Below are 14,519 nucleotides of genomic sequence, written 5' to 3' on the forward strand. Positions count from 1 at the left end.
AACTTATTGATTATTGTCAAGAGATTTACTTGTTTTGTTTGTCATTTTCGCTATTTATCCTGACGGGTTGTTCCAAAATAAACTTTTCGTACTGTTGCTGATTTCGGATAACATCATAGGGTGTTTGTGGTTTTTTCTCCCATTGCCAGCTGAATCCGTCCAGCCTAAAAGAAGATAAATTGATTTTCTTCATAGGGGTGAATTCCGCTTCCGGGGACCCGGTAAGTTTTATCCTGTTTACCTCTCCGTCATTAAACGAAACCGTAATAAAGCCGGATGATGATTTATTGGCCCCGGTATAGGCATCCTTATCTTTAATAAAATAGATGCTTTCGGCATTTCCATCCACTTCTATTTTTTTGATTTTTTTGTTCTCTATGAATGCCTGCATAAACTTTCCTTTCACCTGATTGAAAACATCGGCATCCTGCCAGTGGACAACATAGGCATTCCCGAAAATATCGACCTTATGTATCTCTTTATTTTTAGTATAGAGATAAATGGAATCACCGGTAATCTGTGTGGAATCCATCCACATAACCGGGAATACATACAGTTTAAATATCGAATCCTGTTCCGAGTAGAACATGGAATCGGATACTGCGCTTACTTTTCCCTGAATCATTTTCATATGGTAATAAGCCTTTACAATCCTCAGTGAATCCGTTTCCTGCAAGGAGTCAGTTATTCCGGTGCTGTCCCCTGATGTAAGCCAGCTGAAATAGACTTCCTTAAAGGAAAGGAGGGTATCCGCACTGAGATACATGGTGTCTTTCATGTCTTCAGAAACGCTTATCATCAAAGGATCCTGGTAGGCCTTCACATAAGAACTGTCTTCATTGGAATATATGTAATTACTTAAAATGGTGGTGCGTTCAGAACTGTCCTGCCACACCACATTCCCCTTTGCAACGGCCTGCTTGGATTGGTTGTCATAGTCAATGGAGTTTGCCTTTACATAAGAGTCCCCTTTGCGTATGGTCGCATTATTTCCCAGATACGCCTTTTCATTTTTGGTATCATAAAATCCGCTGTTGGTCACAATGATATTGCTGTCTTTGTCGACTATGGTGGTTTTGGTTATGAAATAGGCGATTTCTTTATCCGTGTTGTATTTTAGAGAGTCTGCATAGATGGTTCTTTCCGGGCTGCGTAAGATTACATTGCCGTAAAAAACAGCTTCGCTGGTTTTATGGAAAAAATACCCGATAGCACTGGTGATGGTGGTTTCCTTATTGACCACTCTTCCGCCGCTCATGAAATTTCCTACATCGGTTTCTGTATTGTAATTTAATTCAGGAGCGGTTAGTATCATGGTTTTGTCTCGCATACTGCACATGCCTGTCAGGCGTCCCAATTTCTGGTCACCGAAGTATTCCAGAAAATTGCCCCACACATCCACGCTGTCCCCTTTTTTTATGTGCACCTGACTGCCAAGGGCCGTCAGGTAATTTGCATCGATGTCTATCACAGCACTGTCACAGTACATGTAAGCATCGATATGTTTCAGTATGACATGTCCGATTAGTTTGCGGTATTTTCCCAATTCCTTTGTTTCAAACATCAGTGAATCCGATTTTATAATCTCAATTCGTTTTTTTTTAGAGGTGTCTTTCACTACAGGAGGGAAATAGACGGTTTTTTGAGCAAACCCCGAATGGATAAGAAAAATAAAGAATGCGGTAATAAGAAATTTATCAATTGATCCTGATCTGATTGGAAAAAGCAATTGATATGATGGATTTGTTTTCAATAAACAAAAGTAGTAATAGTTTCAATAAAGATATTAAAAACCGTTTTTCAGTCTTTTAAAAAAAACTTACTTTAATGTTTTTGCAGCCTTGGGATTTTTTTCTAAAAACTGCTGGACGGAAGTATCTGAAATGGTGATGGTACGGCTTCTGTCTATTAATGACAGACTGATATATTTCTTTGGATTTGCTTTCAAGTCAACCAACACAGCATTCAGCGATTGAATGGTTCTGGTGATATCCTTATAGGCACCGTCTTCTTTTAACAGTTTTGAGATACTTCCGTCTCCGTCATTAATCAGGGACAATGTCTTTTTAAGCTGATCCAGTGTGCCTTTGGCACTTTCCAGTGTGGAAGCAAGGTCAAGAGAAGCAACCTTACCGGATAATGTCTGGAAATTAGTCAGGATGGAATCTATTTTTCCCATTTCCCCGTTAAATTTCCCGGTCAGTTCATTCACATTTTTCAGTATTCCGTCAATATTCGTCCTGTTGTCTGTAACGGTACTATTCAATGTAACTATCATTTTATCGGCGTTTACGGCTAATTTATTTATGGACTGCATGGTTACCGTTAAGTCGGATACCTTTTTTCAATAAGTTGTTATCTCCGGTTCCTAATGCTGAATTGATATTGTTTGCCAATGCAGTTATCGAGCCGAGCGTACTGTCAATCTTAGGTTTCAACTGAGCAATCAGATCAACGCCCTGAGTAATGGCGTCGCCTTTTACCAAACACAAGAGGGTATCAGAATCTTTCGTTTCTACGGAGGAAGTTCCGCGAACCAAACCAACACCTACCTTGCCCAGCATATCCAATCCATAAATAATGAACTTGCTGTCATTCGGAATGGATACATTCTTATTCATTTTTAAGGTAATCAGTGCTTTGTAAGGATAAGTTGCACTTGTGGAGATTTTCACATCATCAACTCTGCCGATAGGTACCCCGTTTTCCAGAACGGAATTGGAAGGCAGGATATTATTCGTGCGGTCTGCAACAATAGTGATATACTTACTGCGGGTAAACAGGTCTTCACCTTGTAAGTACTTGAAGCCAAGGATAAAAAGGGTAATACCTATTATGGTTAGGGCTCCAACTAAAATTTCGTTTTTATTTTCCAAGCAAAAATGGTTTTAGACTCACCAAATATAAGGAGAAAATTGAACTATTATTTAAAATATTTTTGGGATTCACTAAAAGTTAACCGGTTTCCGTTTTTATATACAGTTATAAATGCGTCTTTATATCCATTGCCTTTGGCCTTCTTCAGCACTTTTAAGGCTGCATCATATGTGCTGAAATTTCCATATGAATATTTATAGGTGCCTTTTGTCTTTTCAAAACTTAATTTTTCCTTTACCTTATAGGCTTTGTCCGTTTTCGGAAGCAATTTATTGGTGGCAGTAATCTGAACTTTATAAACGATGCCTTTTACCGTTTTTTCCGCAACAGGAATTATTTCTTCTGCAGATATGGTTTTGGGTTCCGATGCAGTTGGCGTAACCGGGGTGGTATTCGTTGTGTTTATTTCTGCGGGAACAGTATCCGGTTCAGATGAATATTTGGATGGCGGAATAGGTTCGGAGTTGATTATGACCGGAGCGGTCAGCTTACTTCCTTTTTCGATGGTGTTCCGGTAATCTTCAAATGCATTGAAGATGGATTCCGCGTAAGCCTGCTGACCGGAATAGGAAGTAAGGTACTCTTCTTCCACTTTGTTCGTTAAAAAACCTGTTTCGATTAAAACGGACGGACAGGTAGTTCTGTATAAAACCCAAAATCCGGCCTGTTTTACACCCCTGTTGAACCTGCCCAGTTTATTCGTAAAGTATTCCTGTACTTTGCTGGCTAAAAACGTACTTTGCTCTATGTTGGCATTTTGGGCAAGCGAAAGAGCGATCATGGCTTCCGGCGAATCGGGGTCAAATCCTTCATAGACCTTTTCATAATTCTCCTCCAGTTTGATAACGGCGTTTTCCCGCTTTGCAACATCCAGGTTTGCCTGTGATACATGCAGTCCCATAAGGAATGTTTCTGATCCGTAGGCAGATTTGTTTGCATTGGCATTGCAGTGTACACTGATAAATAAGTCTGCATTATTTTTATTAGCGGTGAGCGCCCTGTCCTGTAAAGTTATGAAAACATCGGTTTTGCGGGTGTAGATCACCTTTATATCCGGATACTTCGATTCAATTAATTTTCCTAAAGCAAGGATTATTTTCAGGGTTACATCCTTTTCATAGGAATGGCTGGGCCCGTGGCAGCCTGTATCATGTCCGCCATGTCCTGCATCTAAAACGATAGTCTTTATTTTATAGATTCCTGCCGGTTTTGAGATACATTGTGCAATACTGTGTACAGATAATAGAAATATTAAACAAGCAATCCGTATTTTTGTCCTTTTAAACATATTTTTGAAACTCAGTAAGTAAATAAATATTGCATCGTTGTTAAGTTTTATTCTGGATAAGCGGTTTGTTTTTTTTCTGATCATATTTTTTATGTCCGCTCCCGTATTTTCCCAAATTGAAAATCAGGATATAACGGAACTAACGAATGACACCTTAGCTCAAACAAACACCGGGCCAAATGTAATTAAATCCCTTATTGATTCAGTCTCTAAAGATTCCACAATTGTGGATGTAAAAAAGATTAAGATTGCAGAGAATGATTTGGACGATAATGTAAAATACAATGCAGCAGATTCAATTATTTATGATATTCCGAATAAAACCGTACTGCTTTTTGGGAATGCCCGAATAACGTATCAGGAAATGGATATGAGAGGCGGTTATATCCGGTTTAACTGGGATAGCAGTGAAGTCTATGCCAGGGCAACACCTGATAGTAGCGGCAACCTGAAAAGAATTGAATTTAAGGATGGGACAGGCGAGTATGTGGCGATGGAAGCGAAATTTAATTTTAAAACTAAAAAAGGTAAAAGTGCCGGGTTGGTAACTAAAGAAATGGAGGGTTATCTTCATGGAGATTATGTCAAAGCAGTGAATGACTCAACCTTGTATATCAAAAATGCCCGCTATACGACCTGCAGCTATGATCAGCCTCATTTTTATGTAGAGATAGGCAAGGCGAAAGTTATCAAAGACCGGATTATTGTCGGTAAGCCTGCTAACATCATCATTGAAGGTGTCCGTACACCATTATTCCTGCCATTTGCCCTCGTGCCATCCATCAAGTCAAAAGGTTCCGGCCTGATTATGCCCACCTACGGTGAGGCTGGAAATTTAGGGTTTTACTTAAGCGGTATCGGATATTACTGGCATATCAATGATAAGATGGATCTGACAACAACCGCCGACATATATACTTTGGGAAGCTGGGCATTGCGCACCAATTTAAATTATAAAGTGATATACAAACACGCCGGAAGCCTGAGTTTTAATATTAATCAGCAGCGTGGCGGTTCTGATTATGAACGGTTTAACCCTAAAAGACTGAAGGCTCCCATCAACTTCGGATTGCAGTGGCAGATGAATGTGGACCCGAAAAAGATGTATAACAGCAGTTTTAACATCAACCTGAACATCGTCAGCAACAAAACATACCAGTACCTGAATTCAAGAGATCCGCAAAGTGTGCTGGCGACTAACTTTTCCTCGAATATATCCTACAGCAAATACTGGCCCAATAAACCGTACCGCCTGGCATTGAATACCGGCCTGGTACAAAATACACAATCGAAACAGATTTCTTTGACATTGCCTCAGTTCTCCTTTAACGTCACCCGAATCAATCCTTTTCAGAAGAAAGTCGCCGTTACAAAACGGAAATGGTATGAAAATATAGGTTTCTCCTATGATTTGAATGTTTCCAATCAGATCAGCGCTACGGATTCTACTTTTCTTTCCAAACAAACATTGAAGAATATGCGCACCAGCATAACGCATAATCTCCCGATTTCAGGAAATTTCACGTTGTTTAAATATTTAAACTTTAATGTCGGGTTTAATTACAGGGAAAACTGGTATTTCAGTTATGTCAACAAAACCTATCAGGATACGCTGATCAGGCTAAATGAAACAACCAATAGGATTGATACGTTCCTTTATCAGGCAGTACCGGAAACTAAATTTGGATTTAAAACATACCGGGATTTTAACTTTAATATGAGTTTTAATACCAATCTGTACGGACAGTTACAATTTAAGAAAGGTAAACTCAAGGCTATCCGCCACGTTTTTCGTCCGAGCCTGAACTTTAATTTCAGTCCTGATTTTACCGCTCCGTTGTTTAAATATATGCGTACGGTGCAAATCGATTCATTCGGCAATACGGAAAAATATTCCATCTTTCAAAACAATGGAATTATTCCGCCCGGAAAGCAGGGGAGCATTGGGATTAACTTTTCAAACTCCTTGGAAATAAAAGTATACTCCAGGAAAGATACAATAAATCATACCAAAAAGATTACCCTGCTAGATAACCTGTCTGTAGGTATGAGTTACAACCTGTTGACCAAACGATTCAGTCCGTTAAGTATCAGTGCCAGTACCCGAATTACGGATAAACTGAATTTCAGTATGAATATGAGTTTAGACCCCTATGCGCTGGATAGTCTTGGAGGACAGACAAATACTTTTTATTACAAAGAACGAAAACAGCTTTTCAGGTTATCTTCCTTAAATATTTCCCTGAGCGGCAGTATACACTCCAAGAAAGGATTGAATGAACAGGCGGAAATGAATAAATCACTCTATGTAAATCAGGGGTTAAACAACCAGTTCTACCAAAAAGGAGTTTATGAAAGGGACTACTATAATTTTAATATCCCGTGGTCGATAAACTATCAGTACAGCTTAAATTTGGCCCGTTTTAAATATAATAAAAAAGACACCACAGCTATTACACAAACGCTGGCACTTGGTTTTGATCTGAATATTACCAAGAAATGGAAGATCAATGTCTCTTCCGGGTTTGATCTTACCCATAAAAGTGTAACCCGGACCGATATTTCCGTTGTTCGTGATTTACACTGCTGGCAAATGGAATTCAAGTGGACGCCGCTTGGCTTTCAGCAGGGATTTTATATGACGGTATACGTCACTTCACAGCAGTTCAGCTGGTTGAAATTACAAAAACAGAAAGCATTCTTTGAAAGTGGATTCTTTGGAAGCGGATTTAATCCAAGTACATTTATACCGAGGTAAAATCATTTGGTAAAGGCATATTGAATAATATTTGCACCCATTTTCAGAGCCTTAGCCCTGGTTTCAGGATAATCATTGTGAACGGTTGCATCCTCCCATCCGTCTCCTAAGTCACATTCGTAATCATAAAAACAGACCAGCTTTCCCTGATAAATCAACCCAAACCCCTGCGCAGATTTGCCCTCGTGTTCATGTATTTTTGGTAATCCGTTGGGAAAATCAAATTTCTGATGATAGATTGGATGAGAGAAAGGAAGCTCGACAAACTCTATTTCAGGAAAAACTTTCTTCATGGCCAGTCGAACGAATTTGTCTATGCCAAAATTATCAGAAATATGCAGAAACCCGCCTGCTATCAGGTAGTTACGCATGTTTTCTGCTTCCTGATTGGTAAAAATGATATTGCCATGTCCGGTAATATGGACCAGCGAGTAGTTGAATAACGTGGCACTGCCCGGTTCCACTTCTTCAATGTCAAAATTCAGGTTGAGGTTCAACTGCTGATTACAGTATTTTGCAAGATTGGGCAGCGAAGTGGGATTCGCATACCAGTCGCCGCCGCCCTTGTATTTTAATAAGCCGATTTTTGCAGTTGTCTTTACCTGACTGAAAAGCAAAATAGGATAAACGGCAAATACTGTAATAAATGTCTTTATGCTGGTTGCTCGATTCATTTCTTTTTAATTATCGTTTATCACCTTAATGATGGCACAGGCCATCATACCTGCAGTCTCTACCCGCAAGATAGAATTTCCGAGTGAAACGGGGATATAATTTTTGTTAAGCGCAGTTTGAATTTCATTTTTGGTAAAATCACCTTCCGGACCAATTAAAAGCAATGCTGCTTCATTTTTCTTGTATACATCTTTCAGCAGGTTTCTTTCCTCTTCGCAGTGGGCTATGTAATGATTGGAAAATTGAAGCGCCTCAAAATCTGAAAAGGCTTCTTTCAGCGGGGTTAATGCATGTACAACAGGAAAAAATAGTTGCCCGCTCTGTTTGGCGGCTGAAATGCTGATTTGCTGCAATCGTTCCAGTTTGATGGTTTGTTTTTCCGTTCGCTCCGTCAAAATAGGGAAGATGTGGGCAATTCCGATTTCTGTTGCCTTTTCAATAAACCACTCCAGCCTTGCCGGATTTTTAGTCGGAGCAATGCCTATAGACAGCTTATTGCTGTTTTCAAATTGCTCTTTTTTGATTCCCGAAATGGATATATGTACTTCCTGCCTGTTTATTGCAGTTATAATTCCGGCATACAGGATGCCGTTTCCGTTTAGGACTTCAACGGTATCCCCTTCTTTGCAACGCAATACTTTTATACAATGCTGTGCCTCTTCCTTTTCCAGGAAAAGGAGATTGTTTTGAATGAGCTGACTGTAAAACCGTTTCATGCTTCTTCATTTTCGTCTCCGAAAAACCAAAAATGGGTTTGTCCGTAATTACGGACTTCCAGCAGTTTAGGATGATCCGTAAAGTCGTGTTTGGGCGACGTTTCCAGAATAAACATTCCGCCTTCTGTCAATAATTTCTGATCGAAAATGATGCCCGGCATTTCATCGATGCAATCGAGTGCATACGGTGGTCCGGCAAATATAAGATCATATTGCTGTTTGCAGTTTCTGGCAAAGGCGACAGCGTCTCCAAAGATGATTTTATGGTTCGGGATCTTCACTTCCTCACTCATCTTTTTAATGAATCCAAGGCTTATCTTACTCATATCCACCGATGTGATATCCGTACAGCCGCGTGAAAATATTTCCATATCGAGGCTGCCGGTTCCGGCAAATAAATCCAAAAATTTCACTTCTCTGAAATCAAAATGATTGTTTAAGATGTTGAACAGTGCTTCTTTGGCAAAATCAGTGGTGGGACGTGCCGGAATATTCCGAGGCGGATAAAATCGTTTGCCTTTTAATGTACCTGATATGATTCTCATGACTGGATATGACTGACGGGAGGGGAATTAATTCTCCAAACCCAACCCTAATAAATTGATATAATAGTGTAACGGAATATCTTCAATGGTATATAAAAACGGCAAGGTGTTCTTGAGTGTTCTGTCTATTTCAAAGTTTCGGATAAATCCATACGTTGTGGAATACATGGGAGACTTTTCTTCAATAAATCCGTACAGATAGGTCGGAAATTCATTTATATCCAGGCTTAGATGTTCATAGGATAAACGGAGATAATAGAGCAGGTCTTCTTTTGACTTTACCAGGAACTTATTGTAGTAAAAATTTTCCGAGTCCTTTTTATAACAGATGGTGAGTTCTTCTCCATACAGATTGGCTGACAGGTAATTTTTGAAAGACAGTTTTGAATTGTAAAATTGCAGCAATCCGTAGTCAGAACAATAGAAAGTGACATTGGGCAAATGATTTTCAATAAAACTGATGGTTTTGTCAGGCAAAGAAAAATAAACCCAGAAATGCTCGTTTAGCTTGTTTTTCAGATACGTTATTTCTGTGCTGTCAGAAAATCCTAGGGTATTGAATATTTGCCTCGCATTATCGGTCTTTTCCGGCAAAACGGTGTATTCCGGAGAATAGATCGATACTTTACTCTCTTTGAAGGGTAAATTGAAAATTTCCTGATGAACCGAAAACCAGGTCGCAATCGTATCCAAAGATAAATTTTTACCTATTGGCTGTTCAATTACCTTCACATCAAAATATACAATCTTTCTGATTTCCTGTTCAAGAATGGAAAAGGACAGGCAATAAGGATGCAAATGCATCAGTAATTCAAGGTTTTGGGAGCGTTTGAGTATGTCTAATGACGGGTTGATAGGCTATTTTTTTACAAACATAGTTTTTTTATCTATTTTTTTGGCTTTTTAGGTTTGACTTTATACATTTGACCCATGAATTTACACGAATATCAGGGAAAAGAACTTTTAAAGCAATTTGGAGTCAAAGTACAGGAAGGAATTGTAGCGGAAACGGTAGAACAGGCCATTGATGCCTGGAATACCCTAAAAACCAGAACAGGAAAAGACGGAGTAGTCGTAAAAGCACAAATTCATGCCGGTGGCCGCGGAAAAGGAGGAGGGGTTAAATTCGCTCCCAATCTGGAGGCACTGAAGGAAAAGGCGGCTACTATTTTAGGAATGACACTGGTGACGCCCCAAACGGGTCCACAGGGAAAAGTCGTGCATAAAATCTTTATCGGAGAAGATGCCTATTATGAAGGTGCATCTCCTACCAGGGAATTTTATATGTCTGTTTTACTGGATAGAAACAAAGAGTGCAATGCCATCGTTTATTCAGCTGAAGGCGGGATGGATATTGAACACGTAGCAGAACATACTCCTGAAAAGATTTTTAAAGAATGGATTAACCCATTAGTGGGAATTCAGCCTTTTCAGGCCAGAAGAGTCGCTTTCAACCTGGGTTTGAGCGGAACAGCCTTTAAGGAGATGGTGGATTTCGTGCAGCGTCTGTACAAGGCTTATGAAGCTTCGGATGCCAGCCTGTTTGAAATAAATCCGGTTTTGAAAACCTCGGATGATAAGATCATTGCCGTGGATGCAAAGGTCAATCTGGACGACAATGCTTTATATCGTCACAAAGACCTGGAGGAACAGCGGGATTTACTGGAAGAAGATCCGACGGAAGTGGAAGCCGGAGAGGCGGATTTAAATTATGTGAAACTGGATGGCAATGTCGGATGTATGGTTAATGGTGCAGGATTGGCCATGGCGACGATGGATATCATTAAACTGAGTGGAGGAGAACCTGCCAACTTCCTCGATGTGGGTGGCACCGCCAATGCAGAGCGGGTGGAAAAAGCTTTCCGAATTATCCTGAAAGATCCGCATGTGAAAGCTATCCTGATCAATATTTTTGGCGGTATCGTTCGTTGCGACCGGGTAGCCGAAGGTGTCATTGAAGCCTATAAAAATATAGGAACGATTGACATTCCCATCATTGTCCGTTTACAGGGAACCAATGCTGAGATAGCCAAAAAGATGATTGAAGAATCCGGACTGAAAGTTCAGTCCGCTATTCTATTGTCAGAAGCTGCTGATTTAGTCAGCAAAGCGGTAGCCTGATTTATAGCAGAAATATATTGACAATTAGTCGCCTTATGGCGACTTTTTGTGTCTTATGTCATTGATTATCAATAACTGTTGAAAACTAAATGCCTTTCCTTAACATGACATTTACAAAAATGATATAGATTGCTTCTAATAAAATAATGAATTATGGAATTAAAAATTAATTTTTTAGTGGTGGGACTAACCTCGTTGGTGCCACTTTTGATTGGGTTTGTCTGGTATAATCCAAAAGTATTCGGGAAAGCCTGGATGGAAGTTTGTGGTTTTGATGAAGCCAAAATGAATGAAGGTTTTAACATGCCGCTGGTTTTTGGCTTAACGTTGGTTTTAGGATTCTTTCTGTCTTTCTCCCTGACCGCTATGGTAATTCACCAGATGGGACTTTTCTCCATGCTGCAAAATCATGCGGCTGATGCAGCTGCACAAAAGATTTTCAACGATACGATGAGTACCTATGGCAATGAATTCCGGACATTCAAACACGGAGCTTTACACGGAACTATTGGTGCGATTACCGTTGCTTTGCCGGTATTGGGGATAAACGCACTCTTTGAGCGCAGAGGGTTTAAATATATAGGTATTCATTTAGGATATTGGGTCGTTACCATGCTGCTGATGGGTGGTATCATTTGTCAGTTTGCCTGATATGAAACTTTGTATAATTATTAGGTCGCCGAAAGGCGGCTTTTTTTTATTTTTATACTTATTTTTAAGAAATAATACTCAAGACTTACAACTAATTCATGCTCCTCGAAATATTTCCACAAAATATAGATATGCGCAAGATGCAAAAGGTGGTCGAATGCCTGCGCAACGGAGGATTGGTGATTTATCCGACAGACACGGTATATGGTTTGGGTTGTGATATTTTTAATAAAGACGCCGTGGAGAAGATCTGCCGGATAAAAGGAGTAAAGCCGGATAAGATGAATTTCTCTTTCATCTGTAATGACTTGAGCCATATCAGCGATTATACGCTGAACGTGGATACACCCACCTACAAACTGATGAAGCGCTGTCTGCCAGGAGCTTACACGTTTATCCTGAAAGCAAATAATTCCATTCCCAAACTATTTAAAAACAATAAAAAAACGGTTGGTATCCGGGTGCCGGATAATGAAATAGCCAGGACCATCGTAAAGGAATTGGGCAATCCCATCATTACGACTTCCGTACATCATGAAGACGATGTCATCGATTACATCACGGACCCTTATGCCATTCATGAACGGTATGAACATCTCGTGGACATGGTGATTGATGGCGGACCGGGGGGCTATCATCCATCCACCATCATTGACTGTACCGGTGACATACCTGTTGTTGTGCGGGAAGGTGCAGGGGCTGTTGATGACTTTATGTAACAGGTGTGTAACAACCATCGTATTTTTCGCTAATTTTAATCTAAATTGTCCGAATGAAATTTTTCTACACGGTAATGGTATCCTGTCTTTTTCCATTAGTTTCCTTTGCTCAAACCGTTACCACGACTATCATCAAACCACCAGCCCTGCTGCAATGCGGTGAAGTGCCGGCAAGGTTGAACAATGTCGTCCTCGGAGCAGCACCGCCAGATTCAGATGACAAACCGGTCATAGTCTTTGTTCATGGTTGGTTTGATAATGGCTATGCATGGTTTATGGCAAAAAACAAGTGGTACGAAAACACCTATAATGCCGGCTATAAATCGGCCTTTTTCTTCCAGTCGTATAGTGATGAATTTGAAAAAAATGGGAAAATAATTGCAGAGATGATTCGGCAAACCTGCAGGCATTTCAACACCAACAGGGTTATTGCTGTTTGTCACAGTAAGGGTGGTTACGATATGGAGTATGCCCTGTACAATGAAAATATGTGGGATACCGTTCAGGGTGTCATCACTTTGTCTACACCGTTTCGTGGTGCTCCCATGTCTGATTTAATTGCCGTACCGATTATTCGTTCTTTGCTGGAAAGCATGCCGATTGTCGGCCCCATTTTTAAAGGAAAGGGTTCTTACCAGATGCAGACTGCCTACATGGCGGGCGTGGTAAGGCCTATGATGGATAATCATCCGGAGAATCGTCCCGAGAAATTTCATTGTTTTGCTTCCTGGGGATTGGATCATAAGACAGTTTTGCCGGATGCTATGCCGGATGATATTTTAAAAGTGGTTTTTAACGACTACCGTCCAATATGTGTGGATATTCCCGGTTTCGGAACACTTGCCGGAGATTTGATGAGTGGTTTTATGAATATTACCGGAAATCTTTCCCGAATAGTTCAGGTGCAGGATAAGTACAACAATCCACAGAAGAATATATACGATATTGACGGTCTCGCACCTTATTTTTCCAGTATCCGTCCGGGGGCGGTAGCATTTTCCCAGCCACCACCTTCCCAGCATTCCTATCTGAATCATATTGATGTTTTACTGTCTTCCTACATGTGGGATAAGGTATTTCCTGAAATTCAATATTTTAAAGATCATCCCGTTTTGCGTAAAAAGAACTGGGTTGAGACACCTGCCGCAACAGCAGACTATCAGCCCGTTTCAGATATACAATTGATTCAGTCAAAAAGTATTGAACTGAACATGGATACTCCCGGTAAATTGTATCTGGTAGGTGAGTATAAAGATGCCGCATTGGCTGTGTATAATGACAAGAATGAACTGGTAAAAACCATAGACCTGACGATTGCGACGAAAGCCATGTTTGACATCTTTCATGAAATTGATTTATCATTCTTAACGCCCGGGAAAAAATATGCATTGAAAAGTTCCGTGGAATTAACAGGTTTCCTAAAAGACGGAAAACAAGCTGCCATTCAACTAAGCGTTCCGTCAGATAAAACATTCTATGCAGATGAACCACTCGGGTTGATTGTACATGTACAGGATTGGACGGACAATGTTTTTCTTACAAAGGTAAGAGGATTCCTCAGCAGGAATATCAATGAACAGGGAGAGGTTATCTGGGATAAGTTGATTCCCGTTACTTTTGTTTGGGATGAAATTGAAAAGGCATTTGTTTGTCAGGATAAATTGTCATTGGATAACGGTATATACAATCTTTCGGTATGGGCGGAGGGTACAAGTTTAAAGCGATTTGCTACAACCAGTATATTGCTTAAGCAAACAAAAAAGAATCTCGGTCAGGATAATAACGCACTGACGATATATCCCAATCCTTCAAACGGAAACTTTTACGTTCAGTTTGATGCACAACCGGAAACCAATTATCAGATTGTCATCTATAATCCGTTAGGTCAGCAGGTATTTATTAAAAACCTGCCGGGAGATGTTACTATAAAACAAACTGTGCAGGTGGATGCGCTTTCCAATAACCTTTCAAAAGGAACATATCTTGTTACTTTATATGGCAATGGAGATAGGAAAGCGGCTCAGGCAGTACTCATCAAGTAGCAGTCTTCTCATTTCCGTTTGACGGGATATATTAATATACGAAAGTAAATTAATGCTTGTTTACCGAAATGATGTGTTATCTTTTGCTGCTTAAAACCATCTTTATAAGGGATTAATTTTATGTTTG

Annotated in this window: 13 protein-coding genes; 5 read left to right on the forward strand and 8 right to left on the reverse strand. The window is 40.0% G+C overall.

Going from position 1 to position 14,519, the window contains the following annotated elements; translation table 11 throughout:
• Positions 1-25: 25 nt before the first annotated feature.
• From IPM95_00585 to IPM95_00600, 4 genes are all read right to left on the reverse strand, one after another.
• Positions 26-1,564, reverse strand: coding sequence for a hypothetical protein (locus tag IPM95_00585; GenBank protein MBK9327814.1), 1,539 nt, complete (start codon positions 1,562-1,564; stop codon positions 26-28).
• 255 nt (positions 1,565-1,819) lie between these two features.
• Positions 1,820-2,317 carry a hypothetical protein gene (locus IPM95_00590; GenBank protein MBK9327815.1) on the reverse strand — a complete coding sequence of 166 codons (498 nt, stop codon included), beginning with the start codon at positions 2,315-2,317 and terminating at the stop codon, positions 1,820-1,822.
• Positions 2,301-2,876: an MCE family protein gene (locus IPM95_00595; protein ID MBK9327816.1), complete on the reverse strand. Its 576-nt coding sequence runs from the start codon at positions 2,874-2,876 to the stop codon at positions 2,301-2,303. The genes IPM95_00590 and IPM95_00595 overlap by 17 nt, the downstream gene beginning before the upstream one ends.
• Before the next feature lie 47 nt (positions 2,877-2,923).
• Positions 2,924-4,165, reverse strand: coding sequence for an N-acetylmuramoyl-L-alanine amidase (locus IPM95_00600; GenBank protein MBK9327817.1), 1,242 nt, complete (start codon positions 4,163-4,165; stop codon positions 2,924-2,926).
• Positions 4,166-4,256: 91 nt separating this feature from the next.
• On the opposite strand from IPM95_00600, the gene IPM95_00605 reads away from it, so the two are divergent.
• Positions 4,257-6,923, forward strand: a complete 2,667-nt coding sequence (locus IPM95_00605; GenBank protein MBK9327818.1) for an LPS-assembly protein LptD — start codon at positions 4,257-4,259, stop codon at positions 6,921-6,923.
• A 2-nt stretch (positions 6,924-6,925) separates the two neighbouring features.
• On the opposite strand, the gene IPM95_00610 is transcribed toward IPM95_00605, so the two are convergent.
• From IPM95_00610 to IPM95_00625, 4 genes are read right to left on the reverse strand one after another with little or no spacing between them, the layout of a single operon-like run.
• Complete coding sequence (locus IPM95_00610) at positions 6,926-7,597, reverse strand: DUF4159 domain-containing protein (protein MBK9327819.1); 672 nt, start codon at positions 7,595-7,597, stop codon at positions 6,926-6,928.
• A 6-nt stretch (positions 7,598-7,603) separates the two neighbouring features.
• Positions 7,604-8,314, reverse strand: a complete 711-nt coding sequence (locus tag IPM95_00615) for a 16S rRNA (uracil(1498)-N(3))-methyltransferase (protein ID MBK9327820.1) — start codon at positions 8,312-8,314, stop codon at positions 7,604-7,606.
• Positions 8,311-8,859, reverse strand: a complete 549-nt coding sequence (locus tag IPM95_00620) for an RsmD family RNA methyltransferase (GenBank protein ID MBK9327821.1) — start codon at positions 8,857-8,859, stop codon at positions 8,311-8,313. The genes IPM95_00615 and IPM95_00620 overlap by 4 nt, the downstream gene beginning before the upstream one ends.
• Before the next feature lie 27 nt (positions 8,860-8,886).
• Positions 8,887-9,663: a DUF3822 family protein gene (locus tag IPM95_00625; GenBank protein MBK9327822.1), complete on the reverse strand. Its 777-nt coding sequence runs from the start codon at positions 9,661-9,663 to the stop codon at positions 8,887-8,889.
• A 126-nt stretch (positions 9,664-9,789) separates the two neighbouring features.
• Between IPM95_00625 and sucC the strand changes: the two genes are divergently transcribed.
• From sucC to IPM95_00645, 4 genes are all read left to right on the forward strand, one after another.
• Positions 9,790-10,980 carry an ADP-forming succinate--CoA ligase subunit beta gene (gene sucC, locus IPM95_00630; protein ID MBK9327823.1) on the forward strand — a complete coding sequence of 397 codons (1,191 nt, stop codon included), beginning with the start codon at positions 9,790-9,792 and terminating at the stop codon, positions 10,978-10,980.
• 153 nt (positions 10,981-11,133) lie between these two features.
• The gene (locus IPM95_00635) at positions 11,134-11,631 is read left to right on the forward strand and encodes a DUF1761 domain-containing protein (protein MBK9327824.1); all 498 of its coding nucleotides are present in this window, start codon (positions 11,134-11,136) and stop codon (positions 11,629-11,631) included.
• 98 nt (positions 11,632-11,729) lie between these two features.
• A complete protein-coding gene (locus IPM95_00640; GenBank protein MBK9327825.1) occupies positions 11,730-12,350 on the forward strand; it encodes a threonylcarbamoyl-AMP synthase in 621 nt (206 codons plus the stop codon).
• A 53-nt stretch (positions 12,351-12,403) separates the two neighbouring features.
• Positions 12,404-14,392, forward strand: coding sequence for a T9SS type A sorting domain-containing protein (locus tag IPM95_00645; GenBank protein ID MBK9327826.1), 1,989 nt, complete (start codon positions 12,404-12,406; stop codon positions 14,390-14,392).
• Positions 14,393-14,519: the final 127 nt, after the last annotated feature.

Source organism: Sphingobacteriales bacterium (assembly GCA_016719635.1).
In the GTDB taxonomy this organism is placed as follows: Bacteria; Bacteroidota; Bacteroidia; order Chitinophagales; family JADIYW01; genus JADJSS01.

Excerpts from the sequence above, each read along its gene's own strand:
- IPM95_00585 (MBK9327814.1), bottom strand. The coding sequence starts at position 1,564 with ATGTTTGAAACAAAGGAATTGGGAAAATACCGCAAACTAATCGGACAT.
- IPM95_00635 (MBK9327824.1), top strand. The coding sequence starts at position 11,134 with ATGGAATTAAAAATTAATTTTTTAGTGGTGGGACTAACCTCGTTGGTG.
- IPM95_00640 (MBK9327825.1), top strand. The coding sequence starts at position 11,730 with ATGCTCCTCGAAATATTTCCACAAAATATAGATATGCGCAAGATGCAA.
- IPM95_00620 (MBK9327821.1), bottom strand. The coding sequence starts at position 8,859 with ATGAGAATCATATCAGGTACATTAAAAGGCAAACGATTTTATCCGCCT.
- IPM95_00610 (MBK9327819.1), bottom strand. The coding sequence starts at position 7,597 with ATGAATCGAGCAACCAGCATAAAGACATTTATTACAGTATTTGCCGTT.
- IPM95_00600 (MBK9327817.1), bottom strand. The coding sequence starts at position 4,165 with ATGTTTAAAAGGACAAAAATACGGATTGCTTGTTTAATATTTCTATTA.
- sucC (MBK9327823.1), top strand. The coding sequence starts at position 9,790 with ATGAATTTACACGAATATCAGGGAAAAGAACTTTTAAAGCAATTTGGA.
- IPM95_00590 (MBK9327815.1), bottom strand. The coding sequence starts at position 2,317 with ATGCAGTCCATAAATAAATTAGCCGTAAACGCCGATAAAATGATAGTT.
- IPM95_00625 (MBK9327822.1), bottom strand. The coding sequence starts at position 9,663 with ATGCATTTGCATCCTTATTGCCTGTCCTTTTCCATTCTTGAACAGGAA.
- IPM95_00645 (MBK9327826.1), top strand. The coding sequence starts at position 12,404 with ATGAAATTTTTCTACACGGTAATGGTATCCTGTCTTTTTCCATTAGTT.
- IPM95_00605 (MBK9327818.1), top strand. The coding sequence starts at position 4,257 with ATGTCCGCTCCCGTATTTTCCCAAATTGAAAATCAGGATATAACGGAA.
- IPM95_00615 (MBK9327820.1), bottom strand. The coding sequence starts at position 8,314 with ATGAAACGGTTTTACAGTCAGCTCATTCAAAACAATCTCCTTTTCCTG.